The organism is Actinoplanes subtropicus, assembly GCF_000721705.1.
GTDB lineage: Bacteria > Actinomycetota > Actinomycetes > Mycobacteriales > Micromonosporaceae > Actinoplanes > Actinoplanes subtropicus.
Genome location: NZ_JOJL01000001.1, coordinates 292,968 through 317,270 on the forward strand (window position 1 = coordinate 292,968; position 24,303 = coordinate 317,270).

General features: G+C 72.0%; 21 protein-coding genes. 10 read left to right on the forward strand and 11 right to left on the reverse strand.

The window, feature by feature from the left end; genetic code table 11:
* The first annotated feature begins 40 nt into the window (after positions 1-40).
* From IH26_RS0101375 to IH26_RS0101390, 4 genes are read left to right on the forward strand one after another with little or no spacing between them, the layout of a single operon-like run.
* Positions 41-619 (forward strand): hypothetical protein, encoded by a 579-nt coding sequence (locus IH26_RS0101375; protein ID WP_051807210.1) that lies wholly within the window; start codon positions 41-43, stop codon positions 617-619.
* The gene (locus IH26_RS0101380) at positions 603-1,646 is read left to right on the forward strand and encodes an efflux RND transporter periplasmic adaptor subunit (protein ID WP_030434227.1); all 1,044 of its coding nucleotides are present in this window, start codon (positions 603-605) and stop codon (positions 1,644-1,646) included. Before IH26_RS0101375 ends, IH26_RS0101380 begins: the two co-directional genes overlap by 17 nt.
* Positions 1,643-2,329: an ABC transporter ATP-binding protein gene (locus tag IH26_RS0101385; RefSeq protein ID WP_030434228.1), complete on the forward strand. Its 687-nt coding sequence runs from the start codon at positions 1,643-1,645 to the stop codon at positions 2,327-2,329. The genes IH26_RS0101380 and IH26_RS0101385 overlap by 4 nt, the downstream gene beginning before the upstream one ends.
* Entirely contained in the window at positions 2,320-3,504 is a 1,185-nt protein-coding gene (locus IH26_RS0101390; RefSeq protein ID WP_030434229.1) for an ABC transporter permease, read from the forward strand. Before IH26_RS0101385 ends, IH26_RS0101390 begins: the two co-directional genes overlap by 10 nt.
* Here IH26_RS0101390 and IH26_RS0101395 read toward each other — a convergent pair.
* Genes IH26_RS0101395 through IH26_RS0101410 form a run of 4 tightly spaced genes read right to left on the reverse strand, consistent with a single transcriptional unit; the run spans position 3,498 to position 6,602 of the window.
* Positions 3,498-4,022 (reverse strand): YbhB/YbcL family Raf kinase inhibitor-like protein, encoded by a 525-nt coding sequence (locus IH26_RS0101395; protein ID WP_051807213.1) that lies wholly within the window; start codon positions 4,020-4,022, stop codon positions 3,498-3,500. The genes IH26_RS0101390 and IH26_RS0101395 overlap by 7 nt on opposite strands.
* Positions 4,023-4,042: 20 nt before the next feature.
* Positions 4,043-4,981 carry an SIS domain-containing protein gene (locus IH26_RS0101400; protein ID WP_030434231.1) on the reverse strand — a complete coding sequence of 313 codons (939 nt, stop codon included), beginning with the start codon at positions 4,979-4,981 and terminating at the stop codon, positions 4,043-4,045.
* Between the two features lie 5 nt (positions 4,982-4,986).
* Positions 4,987-5,997: an aminoglycoside phosphotransferase/kinase family protein gene (locus IH26_RS0101405; RefSeq protein ID WP_051807215.1), complete on the reverse strand. Its 1,011-nt coding sequence runs from the start codon at positions 5,995-5,997 to the stop codon at positions 4,987-4,989.
* On the reverse strand, positions 5,994-6,602 hold the full coding sequence (locus IH26_RS0101410) for a TetR/AcrR family transcriptional regulator (RefSeq protein ID WP_030434233.1): 609 nt from the start codon (positions 6,600-6,602) through the stop codon (positions 5,994-5,996). Before IH26_RS0101410 ends, IH26_RS0101405 begins: the two co-directional genes overlap by 4 nt.
* A gap of 98 nt (positions 6,603-6,700) precedes the next feature.
* On the opposite strand from IH26_RS0101410, the gene IH26_RS0101415 reads away from it, so the two are divergent.
* Together IH26_RS0101415 and IH26_RS0101420 are read left to right on the forward strand one after the other, a co-directional pair.
* Positions 6,701-7,978, forward strand: coding sequence for a glycosyltransferase (locus IH26_RS0101415; RefSeq protein ID WP_030434234.1), 1,278 nt, complete (start codon positions 6,701-6,703; stop codon positions 7,976-7,978).
* Positions 7,975-9,381: an aminobutyraldehyde dehydrogenase gene (locus IH26_RS0101420; RefSeq protein ID WP_034213195.1), complete on the forward strand. Its 1,407-nt coding sequence runs from the start codon at positions 7,975-7,977 to the stop codon at positions 9,379-9,381. Before IH26_RS0101415 ends, IH26_RS0101420 begins: the two co-directional genes overlap by 4 nt.
* Before the next feature lies 1 nt (position 9,382).
* On the opposite strand, the gene IH26_RS0101425 is transcribed toward IH26_RS0101420, so the two are convergent.
* The 3 genes from IH26_RS0101425 to IH26_RS0101435 all read right to left on the reverse strand — a co-directional run bounded on the left by IH26_RS0101425 (position 9,383) and on the right by IH26_RS0101435 (position 11,636).
* The gene (locus tag IH26_RS0101425; protein ID WP_157436975.1) at positions 9,383-10,150 is read right to left on the reverse strand and encodes a M23 family metallopeptidase; all 768 of its coding nucleotides are present in this window, start codon (positions 10,148-10,150) and stop codon (positions 9,383-9,385) included.
* A 92-nt stretch (positions 10,151-10,242) separates the two neighbouring features.
* Positions 10,243-11,439, reverse strand: coding sequence for an SPFH domain-containing protein (locus tag IH26_RS0101430; protein WP_281179665.1), 1,197 nt, complete (start codon positions 11,437-11,439; stop codon positions 10,243-10,245).
* Entirely contained in the window at positions 11,385-11,636 is a 252-nt protein-coding gene (locus IH26_RS0101435) for a hypothetical protein (protein WP_030434237.1), read from the reverse strand. Before IH26_RS0101435 ends, IH26_RS0101430 begins: the two co-directional genes overlap by 55 nt.
* 93 nt (positions 11,637-11,729) lie before the next feature.
* On the opposite strand from IH26_RS0101435, the gene IH26_RS0101440 reads away from it, so the two are divergent.
* Positions 11,730-13,463, forward strand: a complete 1,734-nt coding sequence (locus tag IH26_RS0101440; protein WP_030434238.1) for a hypothetical protein — start codon at positions 11,730-11,732, stop codon at positions 13,461-13,463.
* A 57-nt stretch (positions 13,464-13,520) separates the two neighbouring features.
* Here the strand turns inward: IH26_RS0101440 and IH26_RS0101445 are convergent, their stop codons facing one another.
* Positions 13,521-15,608, reverse strand: coding sequence for a M4 family metallopeptidase (locus IH26_RS0101445; protein ID WP_030434239.1), 2,088 nt, complete (start codon positions 15,606-15,608; stop codon positions 13,521-13,523).
* A gap of 224 nt (positions 15,609-15,832) precedes the next feature.
* Here IH26_RS0101445 and IH26_RS0101450 point away from each other — a divergent pair, with 224 nt between their 5' ends.
* Positions 15,833-16,669, forward strand: coding sequence for an LLM class flavin-dependent oxidoreductase (locus tag IH26_RS0101450; RefSeq protein ID WP_030434240.1), 837 nt, complete (start codon positions 15,833-15,835; stop codon positions 16,667-16,669).
* 408 nt (positions 16,670-17,077) lie between these two features.
* Here the strand turns inward: IH26_RS0101450 and IH26_RS57420 are convergent, their stop codons facing one another.
* On the reverse strand, positions 17,078-18,253 hold the full coding sequence (locus tag IH26_RS57420; RefSeq protein WP_157436976.1) for a class I SAM-dependent methyltransferase: 1,176 nt from the start codon (positions 18,251-18,253) through the stop codon (positions 17,078-17,080).
* 151 nt (positions 18,254-18,404) lie between these two features.
* Here IH26_RS57420 and IH26_RS0101460 point away from each other — a divergent pair, with 151 nt between their 5' ends.
* Complete coding sequence (locus IH26_RS0101460) at positions 18,405-21,014, forward strand: glycosyl hydrolase (RefSeq protein ID WP_157436977.1); 2,610 nt, start codon at positions 18,405-18,407, stop codon at positions 21,012-21,014.
* 64 nt (positions 21,015-21,078) lie between these two features.
* Positions 21,079-22,113: an alpha/beta fold hydrolase gene (locus tag IH26_RS0101465; protein ID WP_030434243.1), complete on the forward strand. Its 1,035-nt coding sequence runs from the start codon at positions 21,079-21,081 to the stop codon at positions 22,111-22,113.
* A 57-nt stretch (positions 22,114-22,170) separates the two neighbouring features.
* Here IH26_RS0101465 and IH26_RS0101470 read toward each other — a convergent pair whose 3' ends face one another.
* Together IH26_RS0101470 and IH26_RS0101475 are read right to left on the reverse strand one after the other, a co-directional pair.
* Complete coding sequence (locus tag IH26_RS0101470; RefSeq protein ID WP_030434244.1) at positions 22,171-23,373, reverse strand: CynX/NimT family MFS transporter; 1,203 nt, start codon at positions 23,371-23,373, stop codon at positions 22,171-22,173.
* A 60-nt stretch (positions 23,374-23,433) separates the two neighbouring features.
* On the reverse strand, positions 23,434-24,264 hold the full coding sequence (locus IH26_RS0101475; protein ID WP_030434245.1) for a siderophore-interacting protein: 831 nt from the start codon (positions 24,262-24,264) through the stop codon (positions 23,434-23,436).
* Between the last annotated feature and the right edge of the window lie 39 nt (positions 24,265-24,303).

Below are 24,303 nucleotides of genomic sequence, written 5' to 3' on the forward strand. Positions count from 1 at the left end.
CACAACAGGTTCCTGACAAGTGATCGACACAGTTCCCGGCATGCCTCGATACCGAATTCTCCGGCTGGTGGCGGCCGTCGCGCTGCTCGGCGCGTGCGGCTCGGCGCCCCAGCCGGCCTCGAAGATCGCGACCCTGACCAGCGGCGCGCCGACCACCGCCGCCTCGGGCGGTGCCGCGTCGGGCGGCCCCGCGGGGCCGGAGCAGGGCACCCGGTGGCGGCTGGACTCAACCGACGAGGAGCAGATCCAGCTCGTCGAGCAGTATCAGGAATGCCTGTTCCAGCACGGCGTCAAGGAGAAGCCGCGGGACAGGAACGCCATGACGGTGGCCGGGAAGACGAAGCACAACCTGGACGAGAGCGGCGAGCCCAAGGCCGCGTACGCGGCGTGTGCCCCGAAGAAGCCGCTGCCGCCGGTGGAGCTCGACCCGAACGCCAACCCGAACTTCGCCGCGCAGTGGGCGGACAACGTCCGCTGCCTGCGCGCCCACGGCCTCAATGTGCACGCGACCGAGCCGGGCAGCTGGACCTATGACACCGCCGACACCAAGGTGCCCGACAACGAGCCGCAACTGGAGCACGACTGCCTGCTGGAAGTCTTCGGTGGCAAGAAGAAGTAGCCTGCTGGCCGGCGTCGCCGTGGTGGCCGCCCTCGCCGCCGGCGGCTGGGCCGTCGCCGAGCGGCCGGGCCGGGCGCCGGCCGTCGCGGCCGACGTCACCCCGTCCCTGACCACCACCTCCGTGAAGCGCGCCGACCTCGCCGACGAGCGGCTGTTCTCCGGCACGCTCGGCTTCGGCGCGGACCGCAAGGTGCAGGGCACCGGCGCCGGCGTGGTCACCCGCCTGCCCGCGGTCGGCACGCCGGTCACCCGCGGCACCCGGCTCTACCGGGTCGACGACCAGCCGGTCGTCGTGTTCTACGGCGACACCCCGCCGTTCCGGGCCATCGACCGGCCCGGCCTGGTCGGCAGCGACGTGCTCCAACTGCGCCGCAACCTCGCCGCGCTCGGCTTCCCGACCTGGTCGGTGCACGCCGACGCGGCCGACCAGTCGCTGCTCGCCGCGCTCAGGTCCTGGCAGGCGAAGCTCGGCGTCGCCGCCCCCGGAACGCTGAAACCGGGCCAGATCGTGGTGGTCGGCGGGCCCGGCCGGGTCAGCGCCCTCGACGCCGACCCCGGGTCGCCGGCCGCCGGGCCGATCCTGCGGCTGTCCTCGACCAGCCGGGTGGTGACGGTGCCGATGAGCGCCGTCGACGCCGGCACGGTGACCCGTGGCGCCCGGGTGACGATCACGCTGCCGGACGCTCGCGAGACACCCGGCACGGTCACCGCGATCAGCCGCACGATCACCCAGACGCCCGACTCGGACGAGCCGCCGAAGGTCACCGTCACCATCACCCCCGGCACGACGAAGGACGTCGCCTCGCTCGACGCGGCGCCGGTCCAGGTCCGCTTCACGACCGCGGCCCGCCGGAACGTCCTCACCGTCCCGGTCGGCGCGCTGGTCGCGCTGCGCGAGGGCGGGTACGCCGTGCAGCGCCCCGACGGGTCCCTGATCGCCGCCGCCACCGGGGTCTTCGCGGGCGGCCTGGTCGAGGTCAGCGGGCCGGGCATCGCCGAGGGCCTGACGGTGGTGACGAGCCCGTGACGACCGTGCTGGCCGTCGAGGACGTCACCCGCGAGTACCCGGGCGGCGTCACCGCCCTCGACCGGGTCTCGCTGCGGATCGCCGCCGGCGAACTGCTGGCCGTCGTGGGCCCGTCCGGCTCCGGCAAGTCGACCCTGCTCAACATCATGGGCACGCTCGACCTGCCCAGCCGCGGCACGGTCCGGGTCGGCGGCGAGGACGTCACCCGGCTCTCCGACCGCCGGCTGTCCGACCTGCGCGGCCGCCGCCTCGGCTTCGTCTTCCAGCAGTTCCACCTGATCGAAGGGCTCAACGCCGTGGAGAACGTGGCCACCGGCCTGGTGTACGCGGGGGTGCCGGCCCGCCGGCGCGGCCCGCTCGCCGCGGCCGCCCTCGAGCGGGTCGGGCTCGCGCACCGGCTCGGCCACCGGCCGCACCAGCTCTCCGGCGGCGAGAAGCAGCGGGTGGCGATCGCCCGGGCGCTGGTCATCGACCCGGCGCTGATCCTGGCCGACGAGCCGACCGGCGCGCTGGACACGGCGAACGGTGAGGCGGTGCTGGCCCTGCTGGCGGACCTCAACCGGGACGGCGCGACCATCGCCGTGATCACCCATGACCGGGAGATCGCGGCCCGCCTGCCGCGCCGGATCACCGTCCGCGACGGCCGAGTGGTCGCCGACGAGGCCGGTGTCCCGTGCGGTTGAGCCCGGCGGACGTCGTACGGCTGGGGCTGCTCGGACCCCGTACCCGCAAGGCCCGCGCCGCCCTCTCCGCGCTGGGCATCGCGATCGGGATCGCCACGATGATCGTGGTGACCGGCATCCCCGCGTCGAGCGGCCGCGCCCTCGACGCCCGGCTGGCCGCGCTCGGCACCAACCTGCTGCGCGTGCAGCCGGTCGCCGAGGGTGACAAGCCGGCGCCGCTGCCCACCGAGGCGGTCGGCATGGTGACCCGGATCGGCCCGGTCACCCGGGTCAGCGCGGTGGCCAACGTGCACGCGATCGTCCGCCGCTCCGACCTCGTCGACGAGCACGACGGCTCCGGGCTCACCGTGCTGGCGGGCCGCACCGACCTGCTGCCGGCGGTCGGGGGCCGGCTGCTCGCCGGCCGGTTCCTCACCGACGCCACCGAGCGTTTCCCGGTGGCGGTCCTCGGCGCGGCCGCGGCGGCCCGCCTCGGCTACGACCGGCTGCCCGCCGGGGCGCCCGCGCCGCTGGTCAGCATCGGGAACCGCTGGTTCAGCGTGACCGGCATCCTCGCGCCCGTGCCGCTCGCCGCCGACCTCGACCAGTCCGTCATCGTCGGCTGGGACGCCGCCCGCCGCCTGCTCGGCTTCGACGGCCACCCGACAGTCCTCTATGTACGGTCGGCGGAGAGCGCCGTGGAGGACGTGCGAGCGGTCCTGCCCGCCACGGTCAACCCGCGGCTGCCCGGTCTCGTCCAAGTGAGCCGCCCGTCGGACGCGCTGGCCGCCAAGCGCGCCGCGGCCAACGCCTTCGGCGCGCTCGTGCTCGGCCTGGCCGGCGTGTCCCTGCTGGTCGGCGGCGTGGGGGTGGCCAACACGATGGTCATCTCGGTGCTCGAACGCCGCCGCGAGATCGGCCTGCGCCGCGGTCTGGGCGCCCACCGCGGCCAGATCCGGTTGCAGTTCCTCGCCGAGTCGGTGGCGCTGTCCACTTTGGGCGGCGTCGCGGGCACGGCGCTGGGCGTCACCGCCGTATTCGCGTACGCCACCGGGCAGTCCTGGCCGGTGGCGATCCCGCCATGGTCCGCCGCCGGGGGCCTGGGCGGCGCCGTGCTGGTCGGCGCGGTGGCCGGCGTCTACCCGGCCATCCGGGCCGCCCGGCTGACGCCGGTGGAGGCGTTGGCGGCTCAGTGACTCACGAGGCCGATCAGGGTGCCCTGGGCGGCGGTGGACTTGGCGATCGCCGCGAAGGCGTCGTCGAGGGACGAAGCGTCGATCGTCTTGGTCAGGGCGTACACGGTGAAGTGGTAGTGGTGGGTGCCGGAGGGCGGGCAGGGCGGCGTCCAGCCCGCCGTGCCGCCGGTGTTCTTCAGCTCGTGGGCGCTCGCGGGCAGCGTGTCGCCGACCGAGGTGGTGCCGGCCGGCAGGTCGAGGACCACCCAGTGGTAGAAGTTCCCGCTCGGGGCGTCCGGATCAACCACGACGATGGCGTACGCCGCGGCGCCGCCCCCGCCGGTCCAGGCCAGTGGCGGGCGGTGCCCCGCGCCGGAACAGGTGAACTCGGCCGGGATCGTGCCGCCCTCCCGGAACGCCGTGCTGGTGACGGTGATCGTCGCGGAGGCGGCCGGGGCGGGCGGGGCCGGTGCGTCACCGCCGCAGCCGGTCAGGGCCAGGGGCAGGGCGAGGGCGGCGAGCCATCCGCGTCGGGTCACGGAAGGACATTCTAGGGCGATTACCCGGCGCCCTGGGCCCACCACTCGGCGGCCACCAACTCGGCGACGAGGGTTTCGGTCCATCGGCGTACGCGCAGATCGTCGTCATGCCGGAAGCGGACCACCTGGGCCGCGCCCGGCACCTCGCCGCCCACCGAGACGATCGTCGAGCCGCGGCCGTGCAGCCACTCCAGGGCCGGGCCGTCGTAGCGGGAACCGGGGAAGAGCAGCGCCCGGTAGCGCAGGGTCTTGGTGAGGTAGACATCCACATGCGACCAGTCGCCGGTCTCGCAGCCGTCCGCGGGGACGCGCGGGCCCTCGCGGAACATCAGCGCCGACTGCAGGGCCGAGGAGATCCGCTCGACCGGGGCGATCGGGAAGACGCCGTCGCCCTTGAGCAGGTCGCCGCAGCGGGCCAGCCACTCCGGGCGGCGGGTCAGCAGGTCGTCGGTGGCCTCGGCGGCCGCGACGATCGGGGTGAGACCGCCGCCGGTCAGCTGGTCGACCAGGGCGTCCAGCAGGATCTGGGTGTGCTGGAAGGAGCGGCAGGCCACGCCGCCCCGCTCGGCGCCGGCGTGCATCACGACGGTGTGGGCGGCGGCTTGCGCAAGTGGGGAGTCGGGCTCGTTGGTCAGGGCCACATAGGACGGGAGAGCCGCGACGGCGTCGAGGGTTTCCTGGCTGGTGCCGGAGGCGGAGATCGCTACTACCAGGGAGTCGTCGCTCGGGGGCGGGGTGCCCTCGGCCGAGGCGTACTCGGCGGACGCGTCGAGGCCGGCCACCCGGAGGCGGCGGGCGGCGACCTGGGCGGCGTACCGGGAACTGCCCATGCCCAGGAAGATCACCCGGCGGGCCCGGCGGACGAACTCCCACGGGCGGTGGGTGGCCAGGTGGGCGGCGAGGGCGCGCAGGGTGGCCGGCTTGGCCTCCAGGTCGGCTCGGAACAGTGCCGGATCCACGGCGATCACCCGTACCAGGAGCGGAGGACGCCCAGCGGCGCGTATCGCCAGCGGGGGAGGAAGCGGGCCGCGTAGATCAGTTCGCGGCACTCCTGCTCGACCTCGAAGGGGCGCAGGAGTTTCTCGTCGAGCAGGTGCGGGACGCCGTGGTCGTCGAGGCCGGCGCGGTAGGCGGCGAGGAGATCGTCGGCGGCCCGGCGACCCCAGCCGAGGAGGGTTTGCCGGTGGCGGCCCTCGGTGCGGCGGTTGGCGATCTCGGCCACGTGCAGGACGCTCGTGCGGAGCTGGGCCAGGTCGCGGGCCGCCGGCTCGGGGTGGGCGGTCCTGGTGGGGTTGCCGTCGAAGTCGGTCACCGCCAGGTGGCCGCCGCGGTAGCGCAGGATCTGACCGACATGCAGGTCGCCGTGCAGGTGAAGGGACGGCGACGGTGAGCGGTAATCCGACAGAAGCGAAATGTCGGTTTCGATGAGCGGGGCTATCGACCGGATCCAAGGGTCGTCATCGTGGGCGAGTGCCTCCGCGAGCGTGTCGGCGGCGGTCGGTGCGGCGATCGTCGATGTGGGGTCGTAGGTGGCGAGCGCGGCGTGCAACTCGGCGGCGAGCGTGCCGAGAGCCGGGGCGAAGTCGGCGGGTGGGCCGCCGTCCAGCCAGGACAGGAGGTCGCCGGTGCACCAGTCCCAGCCGTCCTCGGCCGCCGGGAGGAACGCGGTGACCAGGGCGACCAGCTCCCCGTTGCGGAGGGCGGCGGCGTGCGGGGTGGGCATCCGGGCGAAGCCGGCGGCGGCCAGGTGGGCGAGCAGGCGCGGGGCGCGGGCGTCGCCGGGGGACCGCATCCACTTCACCACCACGCGCTCGCCGACGACCACCGAGATGTTGGTCTGGTCGACGGTGATCGGGCGCTCGGTGCGGTCGCCGGGCGCGAGCGGGACATAGACGCGCAGGTCGAGATCGTCGGGGGAGCGGCCGGTGACGACCGCGTCCACCAGGGCGGCGGACGATCCGGGCGGGACGTTCATGCGACCTCGAGGGGATTGCCGGTGACCTGGCGGGCGTACGAGAGGATCAGCTCGGCGGCCTCGGCGGCGGTCAGTGTCGGATGGCGGGCGACGATCCGGTAGCCGTACGCATCCTCCAACGCCACCAGATTGCGGCCGATGGTCAGCGAATCGGCGGCCAGCGCGAAGGCGCCCCGCGCCGAGCCGGTCTCCAGGATGGTCTGGTACATCGACACCTGGCGGTCGTAGAGCGAGGTCAGCAGCGCCGCGTAGACCCGGTTGCGCCCGGCCGAGCCGCCCAGCTCGCAGAGCAGGCGGACATCGACGTCGTCGGCGTCGACCGGCAGGCCCGAGCGGATCGTCACCACCAGTTTCGTCACCGGGTCGGTCAGCCCGGCGACCTGCCGCATCCTCGCCGCGTAGAACCGCTCCATACCGGCCTGGTTGGCCTCCAGCAGCAGGTCGGAGAGGTCGGGGTAGTGGTAGAGCACCGCGCCCGAGGTGAGCCCGGCCTGCTCGGCGACCTGGTTGAGCAGCACGCCGTCGGCGCCGTGCCGGAGCATGGCCCGCCGCGCCGCCTCGATCAGGTCGGCCCGCCGCTCGGTCCGCGACTTCCGCGTTGCCATGTTCACCTCCCCGTCAACTCACGGGGAACACCATAGGCTCTGCGTATTGACTGTGCGCAAGGGCCCTTGTTGAATCTCTCTTCAACAAAGGAGTGCGGATGGCCCTGACGGTTCTGTTCATGCCCGAGAGCGCGTACGGGCCGACCAACAACTGCATCGGCATCGGCGACGTGCTGCGCAAGCGCGGGCATCGGGTGGTGTTCGCGGCCGAGGCGTCCTGGGCCGGCAAGCTGACCGCGCTCGGCTTCGAGGAGGAGTTGGTCAGCCTCGCCCCGGCGCCGGACGAGCCGCAGGACGCGGGGCAGTTCTGGAAGGACTTCATCCGGGACACCGCGCCGGAGTTCCGCAAGCCGACCATCGATCAGCTGGAGACCTGGGTGAAGCCGGTCTGGCAGGAGCTGATCGACGGCGCCAAGTTCTGCCAGCCGCAGCTGCTGGAGATCATCGCGCGGGTCCGGCCGGACGTGATCGTCGAGGACAACGTGGTCGCGTTCCCGGCCCTGAACACCGCCGGCGTGCCGTTCGTCCGGATCGTCTCGTGCAACCCGCTCGAGGTGAAGGGCCCGGACATCGCGCCGGTCTTCTCCGGCTACCCGGCCTCCTCGCGGGAGGGCTGGGCGGACTTCCTGGCCGAGTACGACCGGACGCACCGCCCGATGTGGGAGCAGTTCAACGACTGGGTGGTGGAGCAGGGCGCGCCGGCGCTGCCCGACCTCGAGTTCATCCCGGAGGGCGCGCTCAACCTGTACGTCTACCCGCGCGTGCTCGACTACACCGACCGGCGCCGCCTCGCCCCGACCTGGAAGCGCCTGGAGTCGTCGGTGCGCGAGACCGACGCCTTGTTCGAGCTGCCTCCCGGGTTCGCCGACGGACACAAGCTGATCTACTTCAGCCTCGGCTCGCTCGGCTCGGCCGACGTCGAGCTGATGCGGCGGGTGATCGCGGCGCTCGCGAAGACCGACCACCGGTACATCGTCTCGAAGGGGCCGCTGCACGAGGAGATCGAGCTGGCCGACAACATGATCGGGGCGGAGTTCCTGCCGCAGACCACGATCATGCCGCTGGTCGACCTGGTGATCACGCACGGCGGGAACAACACCACCACCGAGGCGATGCACTTCGGCAAGCCGATGATCGTGCTGCCGCTGTTCTGGGACCAGTACGACAACGCGCAGCGAGTGCACGAGCGCGGCTACGGGGTGCGGCTCGACACCTACGGGTTCACCGACGAGCAGCTGCACGGCGCGATCGATCGGCTGCTCGGCGACGCGGAGTTGCGCGACCGGCTGGCCAAGGACGCGGCCGAGATCCGGGCGGCCGACGGTTTGCGGGTCGCGGCGGACGCCATCGAGCGGATCGGGACGGCCGGCAAATGACCGTGTTGGTGAACCCGGCTTCCGGCGTACGGCTGGAGGAAATCGCGGACAGTGAGGTCGCGGACGTGGCGAAAGCCGTCGCCCGAGCTCGCGAGGCTTTTGAGCAGTGGCGGGAGGCGACCCCGGGGGAGCGCGCCCGGGTGCTGCTCAGGGTGGCCGATCTGGTCGAGCGGGACGCTTCTTCGCTCGTCCGGCTGGAGGTGGAGGAGACCGGGAAGCCGCTGCCGGTGATGCGCGACGGGGAGTTGCCGTTCAGCGTGGACAACCTGCGGTTCTTCGCGGGGGCGGCGCGGTCGCTCGACGGGACCGGGGCGGGAGTGCTGTCGTCCGGGTACACCTCGATGCTGATCCGGCGGCCGGTCGGGGTGGTCGGTTCGATCGCGCCGTGGAACTTTCCGCTGGTCATGGCGGTCTGGAAGATCGGGCCGGCGGTCGCGGCCGGGAACGCCGTGGTGATCAAGCCGGCGCCGCGGACGCCGCGGAGCACGCTGGCGCTGGCGCGCCTCTTCGAGGAGGCGGGGGCGCCGGCCGGGCTGGTCGGCGTGGTGACGGGTGGTGCATCGCCAGGTTCCGCGCTCGTCCGGGATCCCGGGGTGGACATGGTCAGCGTCACGGGGTCGACCGGTACTGGGCGGGAGGTCATGCGGGGGGCGGTCGAGGGGCTCAAGCGGGTTCACCTGGAGTTGGGTGGCAAGGCGCCGGCAATAGTCTTCGCTGATGCCGATTTGTCGGAAATGTCGGGCGGGATCGCCCTGGGGGCGACGTACAACTCGGGGCAGGACTGCACCGCCGCTACCCGGGTCTACGTGGAACGCTCCGTCTACCCCACTGCTGTTTCTGCCCTTGAGGATGCTCTCGCGCGGGTGCGGGTCGGCGATCCCATGTCGGATTCAACCGATATCGGGCCCTTGATATCTGATGAGCACCGTTTGCGCGTTGCCGGATTTGTCGCCCGGGCCGTGGACGCCGGGGCGCGGGTCGTGGTGGGCGGGAAGGCGCTCGACGGGCCGGGCTTCTACTTCCCGCCGACGCTCGTGATCGACGCCGACCAGCGCAGCGAGATCGTCCAGGACGAGATCTTCGGCCCGGTCGTGGTGGTCATCCCGTTCGACGACGAGGACGACGCGGTCCGGCTCGCCAACGACACCCGCTACGGGCTGGCCTCGTCGATCTGGACCCGCGACGTGTCCCGGGCGCTGCGTGTGGCCCACCGGCTCGACGTCGGCGTGACCTGGATCAACGACCACCTGCCGATCGCCTCCGAGGCCCCGCACGGCGGGGTGAAGGGCTCCGGCTTCGGCAAGGACATGAGCCAGGAGGCGCTGGCCGACTACTCGGTGACCCGCCACCTGATGATCAAGCACACCACCCCGGCGGCGCGCGACTCGTTCCGCCCCGCCTGAGCTACTTGTCGACGGTCGGGCCCGTCGGGCAGCCGTTCTTCGCCTTCCACGCCTTGACCGCGGCGACCGGGGACTTCGCGCCGCCGGCCTTCCACGAGTCGAGGTACGGCCACGGGAAGAGGACGCCGCGCTGGTTCCACCAGTCGCTGCCCCGGGCGCACGGCGGCGAGATGCCGAAGTGCAGGTGGCAGGCGCTCGCGTCGCCGGTCTTGCCGGTCTTGCCCAGGGTCTGGCCGACCTTGACCCGGACGCCGGGCTTGATGCCGCTCGCGATCGACGAGAGGTGTGAGCCGTAGTACCGGACGCCGTCGTCGCCGAGGATCGCCACCGAGAGGCCGCCCCGGGTCGCGCCGAGGTTCGCCTTCGCCGTCCAGGTGTCCGTCGTCTTGGTGTACAGCACCACGCCGCTGGTCACCGCGACGAAGGTATGGCCGCAGGCGGTCATCACGTCGGTGGCCGGGTAGTCGTGGTGGGTGTGCCCATACGAGCTGTTGCCGATCACCGGGAACGCGTACTTCACGTTCGTGGCGGTCGTGGTGGCCTCGGCCGTGGTGCCGGACTTGGCGGACGCCGAGGGCGACCCGGACGGCTTGACCACGGGCGCGGCGGCCGCGGCGCCGCCGGTCGCCTCGGGGGTGGCGGCCGCGCTGCTGTCCAGGCCCTGCGTCGAACCGGCCCAGACCGGATCGGCCTTCGGCGAGGAGGAACAGGCCGCGACGGCGGCGACGCTCAGACCGACGAGGACGACTTTCCGGATGGAGGTCAGCAAAAGCTCGATCTTCCTGCTTGGGGCTCGGGGACCGACGGCCCAATATAACGGCCGGGCCGCGATCACGCGGCCCGGCCTAGTGCCACCAATCGTCAGGCCACGGATTTCGGGACGATCGGGGCGACGGAGCTGCCGGGTTGGGCGACCGGCTCCGTGTGCATGCCCCTACGCAGCGTCTCGAGCATCGTCATGCCCTGCGCGGCCAGCGACGCGACCACGCTGTTCAGCCCCTCGGCGCCGTCCAGCACCGTCACGTTCGCACCCTGCAGGCCCTCGGCGGCCGCCCGCAGCATGTCCGGCAGCTTCTCGATGATGGCCTGGTCGAGGGCGATGCGGTTCTGCGCGGCGGCCGCCTCGGCGGAGAGCTTGGTGGCATCCGCCTGGGCCTTGGCCAGCGCCCGGATCCGCTCGGCCTCGGCCTCGGCCGGCCGGATCACCTCGGCGATCAGCTCGGCCTCGCGCAGCGAAGCGTTCTTCGCCGCGACCAGCGCCCGCTCGCTCAGGACGTCCTGCGCGGCGCGGGCGGCGGCGAGCGGGCCGGCCTGGGCGGCGGTCTGCTGCGCCTGGTCGATCTCCGCCTGGTACTGGGCCTGGGCGATCGCCGTCTGCCGGGCGTACTCGGCCTGGTGCCGGATGCTCTCCTGCTGGGCCATCGCGCTTTCCCGGTCGGCGGCGGCCTGGGCGACCTTCGCGTCCTGGTTGACCTTGGCCTGGTGCGGCGCGGCCAGCGCCCGGATGTAGCCGACCCCCTTGTCGTCGATGCTGCTGATCTGCAGCGAGTCGACGGCGAGGCCGATCCGGGCCATCTCGGTCTTGCTGGCGTCGACGATCGCGTCGGCGAGGGTCTGCTGCTCGCGGATGATCGACTCGACGGTCATGCTGCCGATGATGCTGCGCAGGTGACCCGAGAAGATCCGGCCGACGAGGGTGGGCATCTGACCCTGGTCGCCCTGGAAGCGCCGGGCGGCCGCGGCGATCGACTCGTGGTCGTCGCCGACCTTGAACGCGATGATGGCCTGGACCGAGAGGGTGAGGCCCTGCTTGGTGTAGCAGTCCTCGATGACCTCGGCCTCCTGCATGGCCAGCGTGAGCCGGGTGGCCTTGGAGAAGACGGGCATGACGAAGACGCCGTGCCCAGTGACGATCTTGAACGGTAACGCGTCCGCACCCCGCTGCTTCCGGCCGCTGATCAACAGAGCCTCGTTGGGGGCGGGCACCCGATAACCGAACACTTTTACAGCCCTTCTTCGACGCCGCGGGCGTTCTCGTCCGCGGGCACAGTGGGCCATGGCTCGACGTCGATCTGGCGCGCGCCACGGTTGTTGATGACGAGTACTTCCCTACCGGCGGGAACAGGCTCGATCGCGTACGCCAGGTAGTAGTGCGCTATGCCCTCCACCAGCAGACGCACCTCCCCCGCGCGCTCGCCGCCGCGGATCGCGGTGATCACCGTGCCCACCTTGCCGATCAGCTGCCGACTCGCCACGACTGCATTGTGCTCCTGCCTGGCGAGCCCCGTGTCCCCCGGGCGATCGGGTAGCCGACACCACGCCCGAACCGATGGATCTAGGCTCGGCCGGTGGGGGATCGCGTCCGCGCGGCGGAGGAGAAAACCGAGGAGAAGCCGGCCGCGCCGGTGATCGTCCGGCCGCAGCCGGCGACCGGCAACCGGGCGACGGCGGACCTGTTGAGCGGCCCGAACGCGGACCCCGCCCGCCGCGCCGACGTCGCGGACCTGGGCGCCCCGGCCGGGAACCGCGCGGTGACCCAATTGCTGACCGCCGCGCCGCCGGACCCGGCGATCGACTGGATCGAGAGCCTGCCCGCGGAGATCAAGCAGCAGATCGACAACTTCACCGCGAAGCAGGAGAAGGCGGCCGACACCGGGAACGAGAAGCTCGCGGACGCGCGGACCCGCAACCGGCACACGTTCATGGCGACCATGCGCTGGGCCATGGGCGACGACGACGCGCTGATCCAGCAGCATTTCCAGGCCATCGCGCCGATCGACGTGGGCGACGGCGAACAGCTGTGGGCGCACTCGTCGACCCGGGAGCGGCTGGCCGCGGTGAAGGCGGAACTGGAGGCGCAGGGCATCCCGATGCCGCAGACCACGGTCGGCCTGGGCATGCGCGGCGACCACCTGAACCGGGGCAACAAGGGGCGCACCTGGTTCACGCACGCGGTCGGCTTCGCGGTGGACTGGCGGGCGTACCAGACGCCGCGGATCACCGACGACAAGCTGATCACGCTGTTCGACATGGTGACCGGCGGCCGGCCGGACATGAAGACCAGCGTCGAGGGCGACACCCGGATCGACCTCGAGATCAAGATGGGCCAGGGCAAGGCCGACCCGGCCGCGGCGAAGAAGCTGCTGGACTCGGTCGACGCCGAGTACACCCGGCTCACCCAGGCCTCCGAGACGTTCAAGACCGATCTGCCCAAGGAGACCCTGGACCGGCTGGGCGAAGTGGAGCAGGCCCGGTTCGCGGTGGGCACCGCCCGTAAGGCGCTGGCCAAGCTGAAGGCCCGGAAGAAGCCGACGGCGGCCACGACCGAGGAGATCGAGGCCGGGCAGAAGGCGATCACCGACGCGCAGGAGCACTACGACAAGCTGGTCGCGGCGATCGTGCCGGACCTGCCGAAGCTCTTCGAGCCGTGGACCAAGAAGATCGACGAGCGGATCGCCGTGATCGACCGGGAGTTCGCCGGCGCGGACGTCGACGAGGAGCTGCTCACCAGCGACTACGGCCTGAAGGACCGGGAGGCGAAGGCCCGGCAGGTGCGCAAGGACGAGGCGGCGCTGGCCAAGGCGAAGATCAAGGACGAGGCGAAGCTGGCCCAGCTGCACCAGCGCGCGCAGGAGCTGGAGGAGGACGTCGCGAAGCGCCGGAAGTACAGGGCCGACACCACCACGGCCCTCGGCGCCAAGAAGACCCAGGCGCTGATCGACGAGAAGTTCCGGCTGATCACGCTGCGCGGGCTGAAGGAGGGCCTGATCACCAACGCCAACGGCTTCGTCTTCCGCACCAAGCTGGCCACCGACGATCCGGCGATCGACCAGTTGCTCGGGCTGATGCCGGAGAACCGCGGCGGCTTCTTCACCCCGGACGTGGCGGGCGGCGAGGCGCAGGCCAAGGCCGGGCAGTTCAGCGGGGCGCACGGCTACGGGCTGACCTTCATCAAGAGCATGGTGAGCCACGGCTTCGAGGCCGGGATGGCCTGGCGCGGCGGCTCCGACCCGATGCACTTCGAGCTGGCCGAGGGCCGCAAGTTCCTCAAGACGGCGGGGGCGAGCCCGCTCGGCTCGTAGAATGCTCGTAGAAAGAGGGCCGGCGCCCGGCGCCGGCCCTCTTGTGGTGCTACGACCTCAGCTCACGTTGAGGGCGGTGTTGTCGACCTGGAAGGAGGTCTGCAGCGAGGAGTCCTCCACGCCGCTGAAGGAGATGGTCACGGTCTGGCCCTTGAGGCTGGACACGTCGAACGACTTCAGCGCGTAGCCGGCGGCGTTCAGGTTGGAGTAGGTGGCCAGGGTCGTCGAGCCGGCCTTGACCGTCAGCTTGTCGTACGCGGTCGAGCCGGTGGTCTCCGCCGTGGTGATCTTCAGGTAGAAGCTCAGCGTGGCCTTGCTGCAGGTGGACGGGATCGTCACCGATTGCGTGAGCGTGTCGGTGTGGGTGGAGCCGTACCCGTCGAGCCAGGCGAAGTAGCTACCCGCGTACGGCACGTTGGTGCCGGACGCCGTGGAGATCACGCCTGAGGTCTGCGACCAGGTGGTCGCGCCGCTCTCGAAGCCGGCGTTCCCGAGCAGCTGCGCCGAGGTGCAGGTGCCGCCGGTCGGGGGCGTGGTGGGCGTGGTGGTCGGCGGCGTGGTGGGCGGAGTGGTGGGCGTGGTGGTCGGCGGCGTCGTGGTGCCCGAGCAGGTCGGGTCGCCGGACTGCGCGGGAACGCTGACCGCGTCCCAGGCCGCCTTGACCGTGTTGAACGCGGTGCAGTCGCCCGGGTACAGGTTCTTCGCCGCGGTGAGCGTCCAGGTCCGGTACTTCAGGTACGACGAGCTCGAGGTCTTGAGCAGCATCGCGTTGTACATGATGGTGATGGCCTTCTGGATGCCCAGGCCGGTCACCGTCGAGTTGTTGCAGGTCGGGCTGGCGGGCTGGCCGTTGCCGCTGGTGCCCTGCGCGACCAGGTAGAACCAGTGGTTACCGGGGCCGGCCGCGGCGTGCACCTCCTCGGACGGGATGCTCGAGGAGTAGCAGTTGTCGTCGCCCAGCGCCGACGGGTTGTACATGTTGCGGATCGGGCCGCTGCCGACCAGGTTGATCTCCTCGCCGACCAGGTAGTCCGGCGGGTCGTTCGGGCTGTTGATGAACGCCTCGGTCGCCGCGCCGAAGGTGTCGGCCACGAACTCCTGAGTGTTGCCGCCCGAGATCGCGCCCGGGGTGTGGTCGTCGATGCCGTGGCCGAGCTCGTGGCCCACCACGTCCGCCGACGAGATCCACTGACCGGCCGAGTTGTAGCCGATCTGCACCTGGGTGCCGTCGTAGTACGCGTTCTCCTCCTGGTCGCCGACCCGCAGCGGCCATGCGCCGCCGGAGCCGTCCTGGCCGTTGCGGCCCAGCCACTGCGACAGCATCTGGGTCTGCTTCTCGGCCACGAAGAGGGCATCGACGCAGCCGGTCTCCCGGTTGGTACCGGTGCCGTTGCCCCAGGTGTTCGTCGATTTGGTGAACGTCGTGTTGTTCGCCGCGTCCTGGCACTTGAGCGTCGGCTCGGTGGAGGACTGCATCGAGTACGTCGAGCCGGACAGGGTGGTGTCGAGCGAGACCCCGCCGTAGATCCAGCCGGTGCCGGAGCCGGTCGCCTCGGTGACGTGCTCCTTGGTGCTGAGCACCTTGCCGGTGAGCGCGTCGACGTCCACGGTGAGCCGGCTCGGACCCTCGGCGCCGCGCCCGTCGACCGTCGTCTGCCAGGCCAGCTTCGCCGCGGCGCCCTCGGCGGCGACCACGATGAGCTTGGTGCCCTCGGTCCGGGCCACCGACTTCAGCTGCTTCCGGGCGGTCGCCGCGGCCGCGGTGTCGGCCACCTTCGGCGTGGTGGCCAGGTCGCCGATCGGGCTGGACTGCGCGACCGAGGTGTACTTCGTCGCCCCGCTGGCGTCGGACATGACGACCAGGTCGCCGCCGTCGACCGGAAGGCCCTTGTACGTACGGGTGAAGGGGGTGTAGTTGAGGCCGTGCGACGTGAGCACCTGGTGTCGCTGGAAGGTGTCGTACTTGCTGGCCTTCAGCAGCGCGGGCTGGCTCGCGACGAGCGCGTCGGCGTTGGCGGCGGCCAGCTTGGCGGCGGCCGCCGGGTCGGGCGGTGTCGCGGTGGCCGGCTGGGCCACCGCGACCAACGCCGTCGCGGCCGCGGTGCCGGCCGCGATCGCGAGGATCAGGGGGGTTCGACGTTTCACGCGGGTACTCCTTCCCTGCCCGGGGGTTTGGGCAGGCTCAAGGTCCGGTGTGACGATGGGTCACGCCTGGACGCCTTGAGGTGTGACGCTAGGCATTGACGAGTGTCTTTGGAAATAGGGAAAACCCTTGCTCGCCGCCCGCCGGGCATACGACTTAGGTCGTACGAGCGACGTAAGACCGTGGTCGGATGTGCTCTTGGCCCCGCCCGAGCAGGATGTCCGGCATGACTGAGCGAGAGTTCCGCTTCGGTGTCGTCGCCGGTAAGGCGCCCTCGGGCGCGGAGTGGGCCGCCACCGCGCGGCGGGCCGAGGAGCTGGGCTATGACACCCTCCTGATCCCCGACACGGTACACACCTATGCGCCGTTCGCCGCGCTGGCGGCCGCCGCCGCGGTGACCTCAGCCCTGCGCCTGGGGACGTATGTGCTGAGCGCGCCGAACCGCCCGCCCGGCCTGGTCGCGTGGGAGTCCGAGACCCTCCAGCAGCTCAGCGACGGCCGCTTCGAGCTGGGCGTGGGCGGCGGCCGGCCGGGCGCCGAGCACGACGCCGAGGCGCTGGGCGGCAGTTTCGGCACGCCCGCCGAGCGGCTCGAGCGGGTGGCCGAGACGGTCGCCGCGGTGCGCAAGCTGGAGCATCCGCCGCCCGTCCTGATCGCCGCGAGCCGGCCGCGCATGCTCCGCTTGGCCGCCGCGCAGGCCGACATCGTGGCACTGGGCCTGCCCCCACAGTCCACTGAGGACGAGTTGGGCCGGGTGATCGCCGAGCTGCGCGAGTCGGCCGCCGACCGCTTCGACCAGCTCGAGCTGCATCTGAATTCGGCGGCGGTGGCCCCGAGGGTCGACGACCTGCCGCCGTGGCTCTCCCACATGGTCGGCGGCGACCCCCGCGCGATGGCAGCGGCCGGCGGCATAGCCTTCCTCGTCGGCTCCCCGCCCGAAATCGCCGACCGCCTCCACCAGCGCCGAGCCGACCTGGGCATCTCCTACATCGGCGTAAACGCCCTCTTCATGGAAGAGTTCGCCCCGGTCCTAGCCCTCCTGAGGCAGGCGTCAAAACCTTGAGTCGAAACCATATGCCCGTACGCGTCGGCGGTCCCCGCCGGTTTGAGCCGCTCTCGCCTCTCCCCGCGACCGCCTGCAACGAGAGGCCGCAACGCGCCTCTCGCGTGTAGCGGTTGGCCACCACGGCCCCGTTTGCCGCTGCCTGTGGCCGCTGCCTGTGGCCGCTGCCTGTGGTCGCTGCCTGTGGCCGCCGTCGACGCCGATGCCGGCCGCCGCGGACAGCGCGCCACCCGCGGTCGGCTGGCTGCGTCCGCGTTCCCGCGGTGCGGCGCCGATCCCGGTCGGCCGCTCGCGCCCGGGCGGTGTCGTGGGGCGTGCGTCGACGGCGGTCGGCGGCTTGCGCCTGGGCGGTGCATGCGGGGCGTCGGTGGCGGTTGGCTGCTTGGGCGGCCGGGGTTGGCCGGGCTTCTAGCGTGGGGCTGTGCCGCGGGCCGCCCAGGCTCGTGCGGTTAGCGGGATGGAGCCGTCGGCCTCGCGGGGGAGCCGTGCGGCGAGCAGTGCGCGGACGGCCTCGCGCTGGTCGGGCGGCATGGCGGCGACCAGGGCCGGGGCGGGGCCCTGGCCGCCGAGGAACGGCCGCCAGTAGTCGTCGAAGTCGGCGAACACCGTGGGGACCTCGATCGCCCGGGTCTCCACATCGGTCAGACCCGCGGCGGTCCAGGCCTCGCGCAGCGCCTCCGGGTGGCAGATCGGGAAGCGGGGGCCCTCGTCGTGTGTCGCGGCGGCGGGATCCACCTCGACGGCGGCGTCCCAGAAGTACCGCATCATCCGCATGCCGTCGGCGTAGTCCCAGACATACGCGGCGACCGTCGCGCCGGACGCCGCGACTCGGGCGAACTCGGCCACCGCGCGTTCCGGCCGCGGCACGAAGTTCAGCGCGAGGCCGCTCACGACCGCGTCGAAGCGGCCGCCCGCGAGCGGCAACGCCCCTGCATCGCCGGCGACGAAGCCGCCCGCCGCCGCATCGCCGGCGACGAAGCCGCCCGCCGCCGCATCGCCGGCGACGAAGCCGCCTGCCGCCGCGTGGCCGGCCGCGAAGCCGCCTGCCGCCGCGTGGTCGGCGGCGTGGCCGCCTGCCGCCGCGTGGTCGGCCGCGAAGCCGCCCGTCGCTGCATTGCCGGCCGCGACGCTGCCGGGCGCCGCGTTGTCGGCCGCGAAGCTGCCAGCCGCGGGCCGCTGTTCGGGCTCGCTGTTCGGGTCGCTGGTGTGGGGGTGGCCGGCTGCCTGGCGTCCGGGGGCGGCGGTCGTGTCGCCGGCGTGGGGGTCGTTCGTTGCCTGGTGTTCGGGGGCGGCGGTGACGGCGCCGGCGGCCGCTCGGGGTGCGGGGTTGTCGGTGGGGGAGCCGAGCGGCAGCCGGTTTCGGGCCTCGGTCAGGAAGCCGCGGGACATGTCGACGCCGATCAGCAGCGCCGGGGCCGCGGCGTCGAGCACCGTCCCGGTCAGCGCGCCCGTTCCGCAGCCCGCGTCCAGCCAGCGCCGGCCGGTCGGTAGCGCGAGCCAGCGCACGAATTCCGTGGCGACCCGGCGGCTCCATCGACCTACATACGCTTCGTAAGCACCCGCCACCGCCCACACGTCTCCCATGTGAGGAAGGTACCGGGGGCTTCGTGGCGATTTGAGCGCACGGTTTCCCTACATCTTGTAGGCGACTCTTGACCTTGCCGGGGACATCGACGAGCATGCGCGCGTGCGCGTGGTGAACAGCCCAAATGCGCAGCGTAGGCAAGGAGAAGCAATGCAGCTTCGTCTCATGGCCGTGGCCGCCACGGCATTGACCCTGGTCATCACCCCCGTTGCCGCGGCGGCCGCCGGTCCCGACGGATCCGGCCGGCCGATGCCGTACCGCCATCTCAAACAGCTGGCCGCCGAGCGCTCGGCGCACGCCAAGTCCTTCACCGCCAAGGCGGCCGACGACAGCGACGAGGGCGGCGAGGACCCCGAGGAGATAGCCGAACAGGCCGAGCAGTGGGCCGAGGCGCGGTCGGCGCCCGGCATCGTCGCGCCGGGCGCGTACTCCGCGGCCTGGCAGCAACAGCAGAGCCTGCCGCGCACCGGCGGCAGCTGGACCCACGTCACGAACCGGCCGTACAACTCGGACGACCCGCGCTACCGCGACATCGAGAGCAACTCCTCCGGCGGCGCCGGCCTGGTCACCGGGCGCGTCACCGGCCTGGCCGCGGACAACCACGGCAACGTGTACGCGGGCGCGGCCAACGGCGGCGTCTGGCGCTCGACCAGCGGCGGCGGCCACTGGACGCCGATCTCCGAGAAGCTGCCCTCGCCGTCCACCGGTGACCTGCGGCTCGACTCGCGGGGCCGGCTCTGGTACGCGACCGGCGAGGCCAACACCAGCGCCACCTCGTTCGTCGGCACCGGCGTCTACGTGCTCAGCAACCCGAGCGGCGGCTCCTTCACCCCGGCCGATCGGGTCGGCGGGACCGAGCTGGAGAGCACGATCATCCGCAAGCTCCGGTTCATCGGCAACTCCGTGTGGGCGGCGACCAGCAGCGGCGCCTGGACGCACTCGCTGACCAACCTGCACGGGCCGTGGACCCGGGTGTTCGCGCCGAACCCGAGCTACCTGGCCGGCGGGGCGAACGCGGCGGACCCGAACGCGCCGTACAAGAACATCGTCAACGACTTCGCGGTCGACCCGAAGAACCCGGGCAACGTCATCATCGCGGCCGGTTGGCGCAGCGGTGACACGTACAACGGCTTCTACACCCGTACGGCAAATGGCAGCTGGCAGCAGACGACGCTGGCCGGACTTCCCTCGACGTCGGGAGACGTCGGCCTGGTCACCTTCGCGGCGGCGGCCGACGGCTCCCGCTACTACGCGATCGAGCAGTCGCCGACCCAGCTCGCCACGAACCCGGACAGCGCGCTCGGCGGCTTCTACGTCTCGAAGAGCGGCTCGCCGTTCGGGCCGTGGACGCTCGCGGCCGACTACAAGAAGCTGGCCGCCTCCGGCTCGGCGCTGACCTCGGCCGGCTACATGCCGGGCATCCAGGCCTGGTACAACCAGTTCCTGCAGGTCGACCCGAACGACGCGACGCACGTGTGGGCCGGTCTCGAGGAGGTCTTCGAGTCGACCAACAGCGGCGACACGTGGACCACGCCCGGGCCGTACTGGAACTTCGGTTTCCCCTGCTGGAGCATCGACCCGTCGAAGCAGACCGGTGACTGCCAGCAGACCGTGCACGCCGACCAGCACTCGATCGCGGTCGGCAGCAACCACGGCAAGTCGTACGTGGTGGTCGGCGACGACGGCGGCATGTACCGCCGGCCGGTTCGCGGACACCTCGACCAGTACGGGCACGCCACCGACTGGAACTCGCTCAACGACGGCAGCATGGACGTGCTGCAGTACTACTCGGTCGACGCCGGGCGCGACCGCGGCGGCCTGGCCATCTCCGGCGGCCTGCAGGACAACGGCCAGTCGGTGCTGCGGCCCGGCGACTGGGTGATGGGCTCCGACTTCGGCGGCGACGGCGGCGACACGATCGTCGACCCGGCGAACGGCTGCAACATCGCCGAGGAGTACGTCTACCTGCAGGTCTGGGTGACCAACAACTGCGCGGTCAACGACGGCGCGTGGACCACCGACCCGACCAAGGCCACCAGCTACCAGGTCGCTCCGCCGGACTCGGCCGCCGGGCTCGCCCGGTTCATCGCCCCGATCACCCAGGACCCGCGCAACAGCAACACCTGGATCGCCGGCGGCCAGCACATCTGGCTCAACAAGGTCGGCTACGCGATCCGCAGCGGCCAGCAGTGGACCAGCCTCTACGACCTCGGCGCCGGGCATGTCGCGACGGCCGTGACCACGTCGGGCGGCCTCGTCTACGCCGCCTGGTGCGGGCCGTGCAACAACGCGGGCTACGCGCGCGGCATCGCGGTCGGCCGTACCGACGGGACCGGCTGGCACCAGCTGAACCTGCCGGTCGACGGCACGGTGCCGAACCGGTACATCGGCGGCATGGACGTCGACAAGAACAACCCGCAGCACGTGATCATCGCGGTCAACGGGTTCTCCCGGAAGTGGACCGAGGGCCCGGGCGCCGGCGTCGGTCACGTCTTCGAGTCCTGGAACGCCGGCACGAGCTGGACCGACATCTCGGCGAACCTGCCGGACGTGCCGGCCAACTCGGTCAAGATGGTCCCCGGCGGCGGGCTGGTGCTCGGCACCGACACCGGTGTGTTCTACCGGGCGCCGCGGTGCGCCGGCTGGTCGATCCTCGGCCACGGCTTGCCGACGACGGTGACCATGCAGGTCAAGGTCGGGCCGGACGGAAAGGTGTACGTGGCCACGCACGGCCGCGGGCAGTGGTCTTTCCGCCTCTGACGCCCGGCGGATATGTGGGTTGAACACACTGTCTCGGTCGGGTCGGTGGTGGGACGCTTCGGCGATGGAAGAGGTTACGGTCGCGGCTCGCGGCACTTCGCTGAACGTCCTGGTCACCGGCCCGGCCGACGGCACCCCGGTGCTGCTCGTGCACGGCAACTGCTCGTCCGCCGACTTCTGGCGGCCGTTGCTGCGGCACCTGCCGCCCGGTTTGCGGATCGTCGCGCCCGACCTGCGCGGGTACGGGCGCTCCGCGGCGGCCCCGGTCGACGCCACCCGGGGCCTGCGCGACTTCGCCGACGACGTGGCGGCGGTGCTGGACGCCCTGTTCCCGGCCGGCCGTGCGGTCACGGTCGTCGCCCACTCGATGGGCGGCGGAGTCGCCATGCAGTTGCTGGTCGACCACCCGTCGCGGGTCGCGGCGCTGCTGCTGGAGGCGCCGGTCAGCCCGTACGGCTTCGGCGGAACCCGCGACCTGGACGGCACCCCGACGACGCCCGATTTCGCGGGCACGGGCGGCGGCACGGCGAACCCGGACTTCGTGCGGCGGCTCGCCGAGGGCGACCGCAACGACGACGGCCCGACGAGTCCGCTGTCGGTGCTACGGACCGCGTACGTGGCGGACCCGGCGTCGCTGGGTCCGGATGAACAACTGCTGCTCGACACCGTGCTGTCCACCGCCACCGGCGACGACAACTACCCCGGCGACAGCAAGCCCAGCGCGAACTGGCCCGGCGTGGCACCGGGCGATCGGGGCGTGCTGAACACGATGGCCCCCAACCACTTCAACATCGCGGCGGACCTGGTCGCGGTCGCCGCCAAGCCCCCGATCGCGTGGGTACGCGGCGACAAGGACGCGATCGTCTCCGACACCTCGTTCTTCGACCTGGCCTACTTGGGATCTCTCGGCGTAGTCCCTGGTTGGCCGGGCGCTGACGCGTGCCCGCCGCAACCGATGGTCGGCCAGACCCGGGCAGTGCTCGACCGCTATGCGGCGGCCGACGGCGCATACACCGAGATCGTGTACGAAAACTGCGGGCACTCGCCGCACATCGAGCGCCCAGCCGATTTCGCTGCCGAGCTGCTGAAGCTGCTCTGAGCGCCGCCCCAAACCATCCAATAAACTGACAACAGTATCAGCTTACTGAATACTGGGTCAGACCTGGCGGTTGCGCCCGGCGGCCACGCCCGCGATGGCCTGGGGGATCATCAGGGCGATCATCAGGGCCAGGGGGACGCGCCAGCCGTTGGTGTGGTCGTGCAGGAGGCCGACCAGGATCGGGCCGGGGATGGCGAGGAGGTAGCCGACGCCCTGGGCGAACGCGGAGAGGCGTACCACCGTGGCGGGGCTGCTGCCGCGTAGGCCGATCATGGTGAGGACCAGGGGGAAGGCCGTGTTGACCACGCCCAGCAGGATCGCCCACAGCCACGGCGCGGCGGCCGGATCCCACCACAGGCCCAGGTAGCCGGCGACCCCGAAGGCGGCCAGCACCGCGGCGATCAGGCTCTGACTGCGCAGCTTGCCGGCGATCGCGGAGAGCGCGAAACCCAGCGGCACCCCGAGCAGCGAGGTGGCGGCGAACAGCAGGCCGGCCTCGTCGGCGGAGAGGCCCGCGTCCCGGTAGATCTGGGGAAGCCAACCGATGATCACGTACGCCGAGGTCGACTGCAGGCCGAAGTAGACCGCCAGCGCCCAGGCCACCGGGTGCCGGCTCACCCGCACCTGGGTGTGCGCCGGCGGCTGGGCGGCCCGGTCGTGCTTCTCGCGGGCCAGCGGGACCCAGGCCGGCAGCGCCACCGCCGCCAGCACCGCCCAGCAGGCCAGGCCGAGGCGCCAGTTGCCGCCGAAGGCGCCGGTCAGCGGGACGGTCGCGGCGGCGGCCAGGGTCGCGCCGAGGTTCAGGGCCACCGTGTAGAGGCCGGTCATCGTGCCGACCTGGGTGGGGAACTCCTGTTTCACCACCATCGGCAGCAGCACGTTGACCACCGCGATGCCGGCCAGCGCCAGGACGGTGAGCAGCAGGAACAGGACCGAACCGGGTGCGTACGCGCGGAGCGCCAAGCCGCCCGCCAGCACCGCCAGGCCGACGATGATGACCCGGGCCGGGCCGAAGCGGCGCGCCAGCCGGGGAGCGGCCAGGCCGAGCAGGGCGAAGCAGAACGCCGGGATCGAGGTGAGCAGCCCGGCGACCGTGGAGCTCATGCCCAGCCCGGAGCGGATCTCGCTGAGCACCGGGCCGATGCTGGTCACCGCCAGGCGCAGGTTCACCGCGGCTAGCAGGAGCGCGGCCACGGCCACCAGCGCCGCCCGGGTTCGGGGCGGGCGCGGTTTGGTCAGCTGCTCTTCGGCGGTCACCACTTACACATCATCGGCGTCACCGGCCGGAAACGAGCGGGATGGTGCCCGCCCTCACATTCCTCAGCCGGCCTCTTGCTCCCGTTCGACCTGCTGGTTCCACTCGCGTTTCGAGGACTGCCACCCGTCCTCGTTCAGGCCGAGCCGCCAGTAGCCGGAGATCGAGAGCTGGCTCAGCGGGATCGAGCAGTCCTTGCGGAGGAAGGCGCGCAGGTCCTTCACGAAGTTCGCCTCGCCGTGCACGAAGGCGTGCACCTGGCCGGGCGGGAACTGGCTCGCTCGTACGGTCTCGGCAAGCAATTCGCCCACCCGGCGGTCGCCTCGATGCAGCCAGACGATCTCGGCGTCCGCGGGGGTTTCCAGTTTCTGCTCCTCGTCGGGCCCGGTGACCTCGAGGTACGCCCGCACGACCGCGCCCTCGGGCATGGCCGCCAGGGCCGCGCCGATCGCCGGCAGCGCGCTCTCGTCGCCGGCCAGCAGATGCCAGTCGGCGTCGGGGTCCGGCCGGTACGCTCCGCCGGGGCCCATGAAGGTGATCTGGTCGCCGGGGCGGGCGGTGGCCGCCCACGGGCCCGCGATGCCCTCGTCGCCGTGCACCACGAAGTCGAGCCACATCTCCGGGATCTCCGGCAGCCACTTGCGCACCGTGTACGTCCGGACCACCGGCCACGACTCGGGCGGCATGGTCTCGCGGATCACGCCCAGGTCGAACGGCTCGGGGTAGACCACGCCCGGCCTCGGGAACTGCACCTTGACGTAGTGGTCGGTGAACTCGCCCGCGGTGATCGCGCGGAGTCCCTCGCCGCCCAGGACCACGCGCACCATGTGCGGGGTGAGCTGCTCGGCTCGGGTGACGGTCGCCCGGTGGGCCGGCCGCGCCGGTCTGTTCGGCATGCTGATCCTCTTCCCTCGGCTGATCGCCCGCCTACCGCC

What these genes read in the sequence shown, in the direction of transcription:
- IH26_RS0101405 (WP_051807215.1), bottom strand. Translation starts at nt 5,997, where the DNA reads ATGAACGTCCCGCCCGGATCGTCCGCCGCCCTGGTGGACGCGGTCGTC.
- IH26_RS0101415 (WP_030434234.1), top strand. Translation starts at nt 6,701, where the DNA reads ATGGCCCTGACGGTTCTGTTCATGCCCGAGAGCGCGTACGGGCCGACC.
- IH26_RS0101375 (WP_051807210.1), top strand. Translation starts at nt 41, where the DNA reads ATGCCTCGATACCGAATTCTCCGGCTGGTGGCGGCCGTCGCGCTGCTC.
- IH26_RS0101450 (WP_030434240.1), top strand. Translation starts at nt 15,833, where the DNA reads ATGACTGAGCGAGAGTTCCGCTTCGGTGTCGTCGCCGGTAAGGCGCCC.
- IH26_RS0101460 (WP_157436977.1), top strand. Translation starts at nt 18,405, where the DNA reads ATGCAGCTTCGTCTCATGGCCGTGGCCGCCACGGCATTGACCCTGGTC.
- IH26_RS0101430 (WP_281179665.1), bottom strand. Translation starts at nt 11,439, where the DNA reads ATGGCCCACTGTGCCCGCGGACGAGAACGCCCGCGGCGTCGAAGAAGG.
- IH26_RS0101465 (WP_030434243.1), top strand. Translation starts at nt 21,079, where the DNA reads ATGGAAGAGGTTACGGTCGCGGCTCGCGGCACTTCGCTGAACGTCCTG.
- IH26_RS57420 (WP_157436976.1), bottom strand. Translation starts at nt 18,253, where the DNA reads ATGGGAGACGTGTGGGCGGTGGCGGGTGCTTACGAAGCGTATGTAGGT.
- IH26_RS0101475 (WP_030434245.1), bottom strand. Translation starts at nt 24,264, where the DNA reads ATGCCGAACAGACCGGCGCGGCCGGCCCACCGGGCGACCGTCACCCGA.
- IH26_RS0101410 (WP_030434233.1), bottom strand. Translation starts at nt 6,602, where the DNA reads ATGGCAACGCGGAAGTCGCGGACCGAGCGGCGGGCCGACCTGATCGAG.
- IH26_RS0101420 (WP_034213195.1), top strand. Translation starts at nt 7,975, where the DNA reads ATGACCGTGTTGGTGAACCCGGCTTCCGGCGTACGGCTGGAGGAAATC.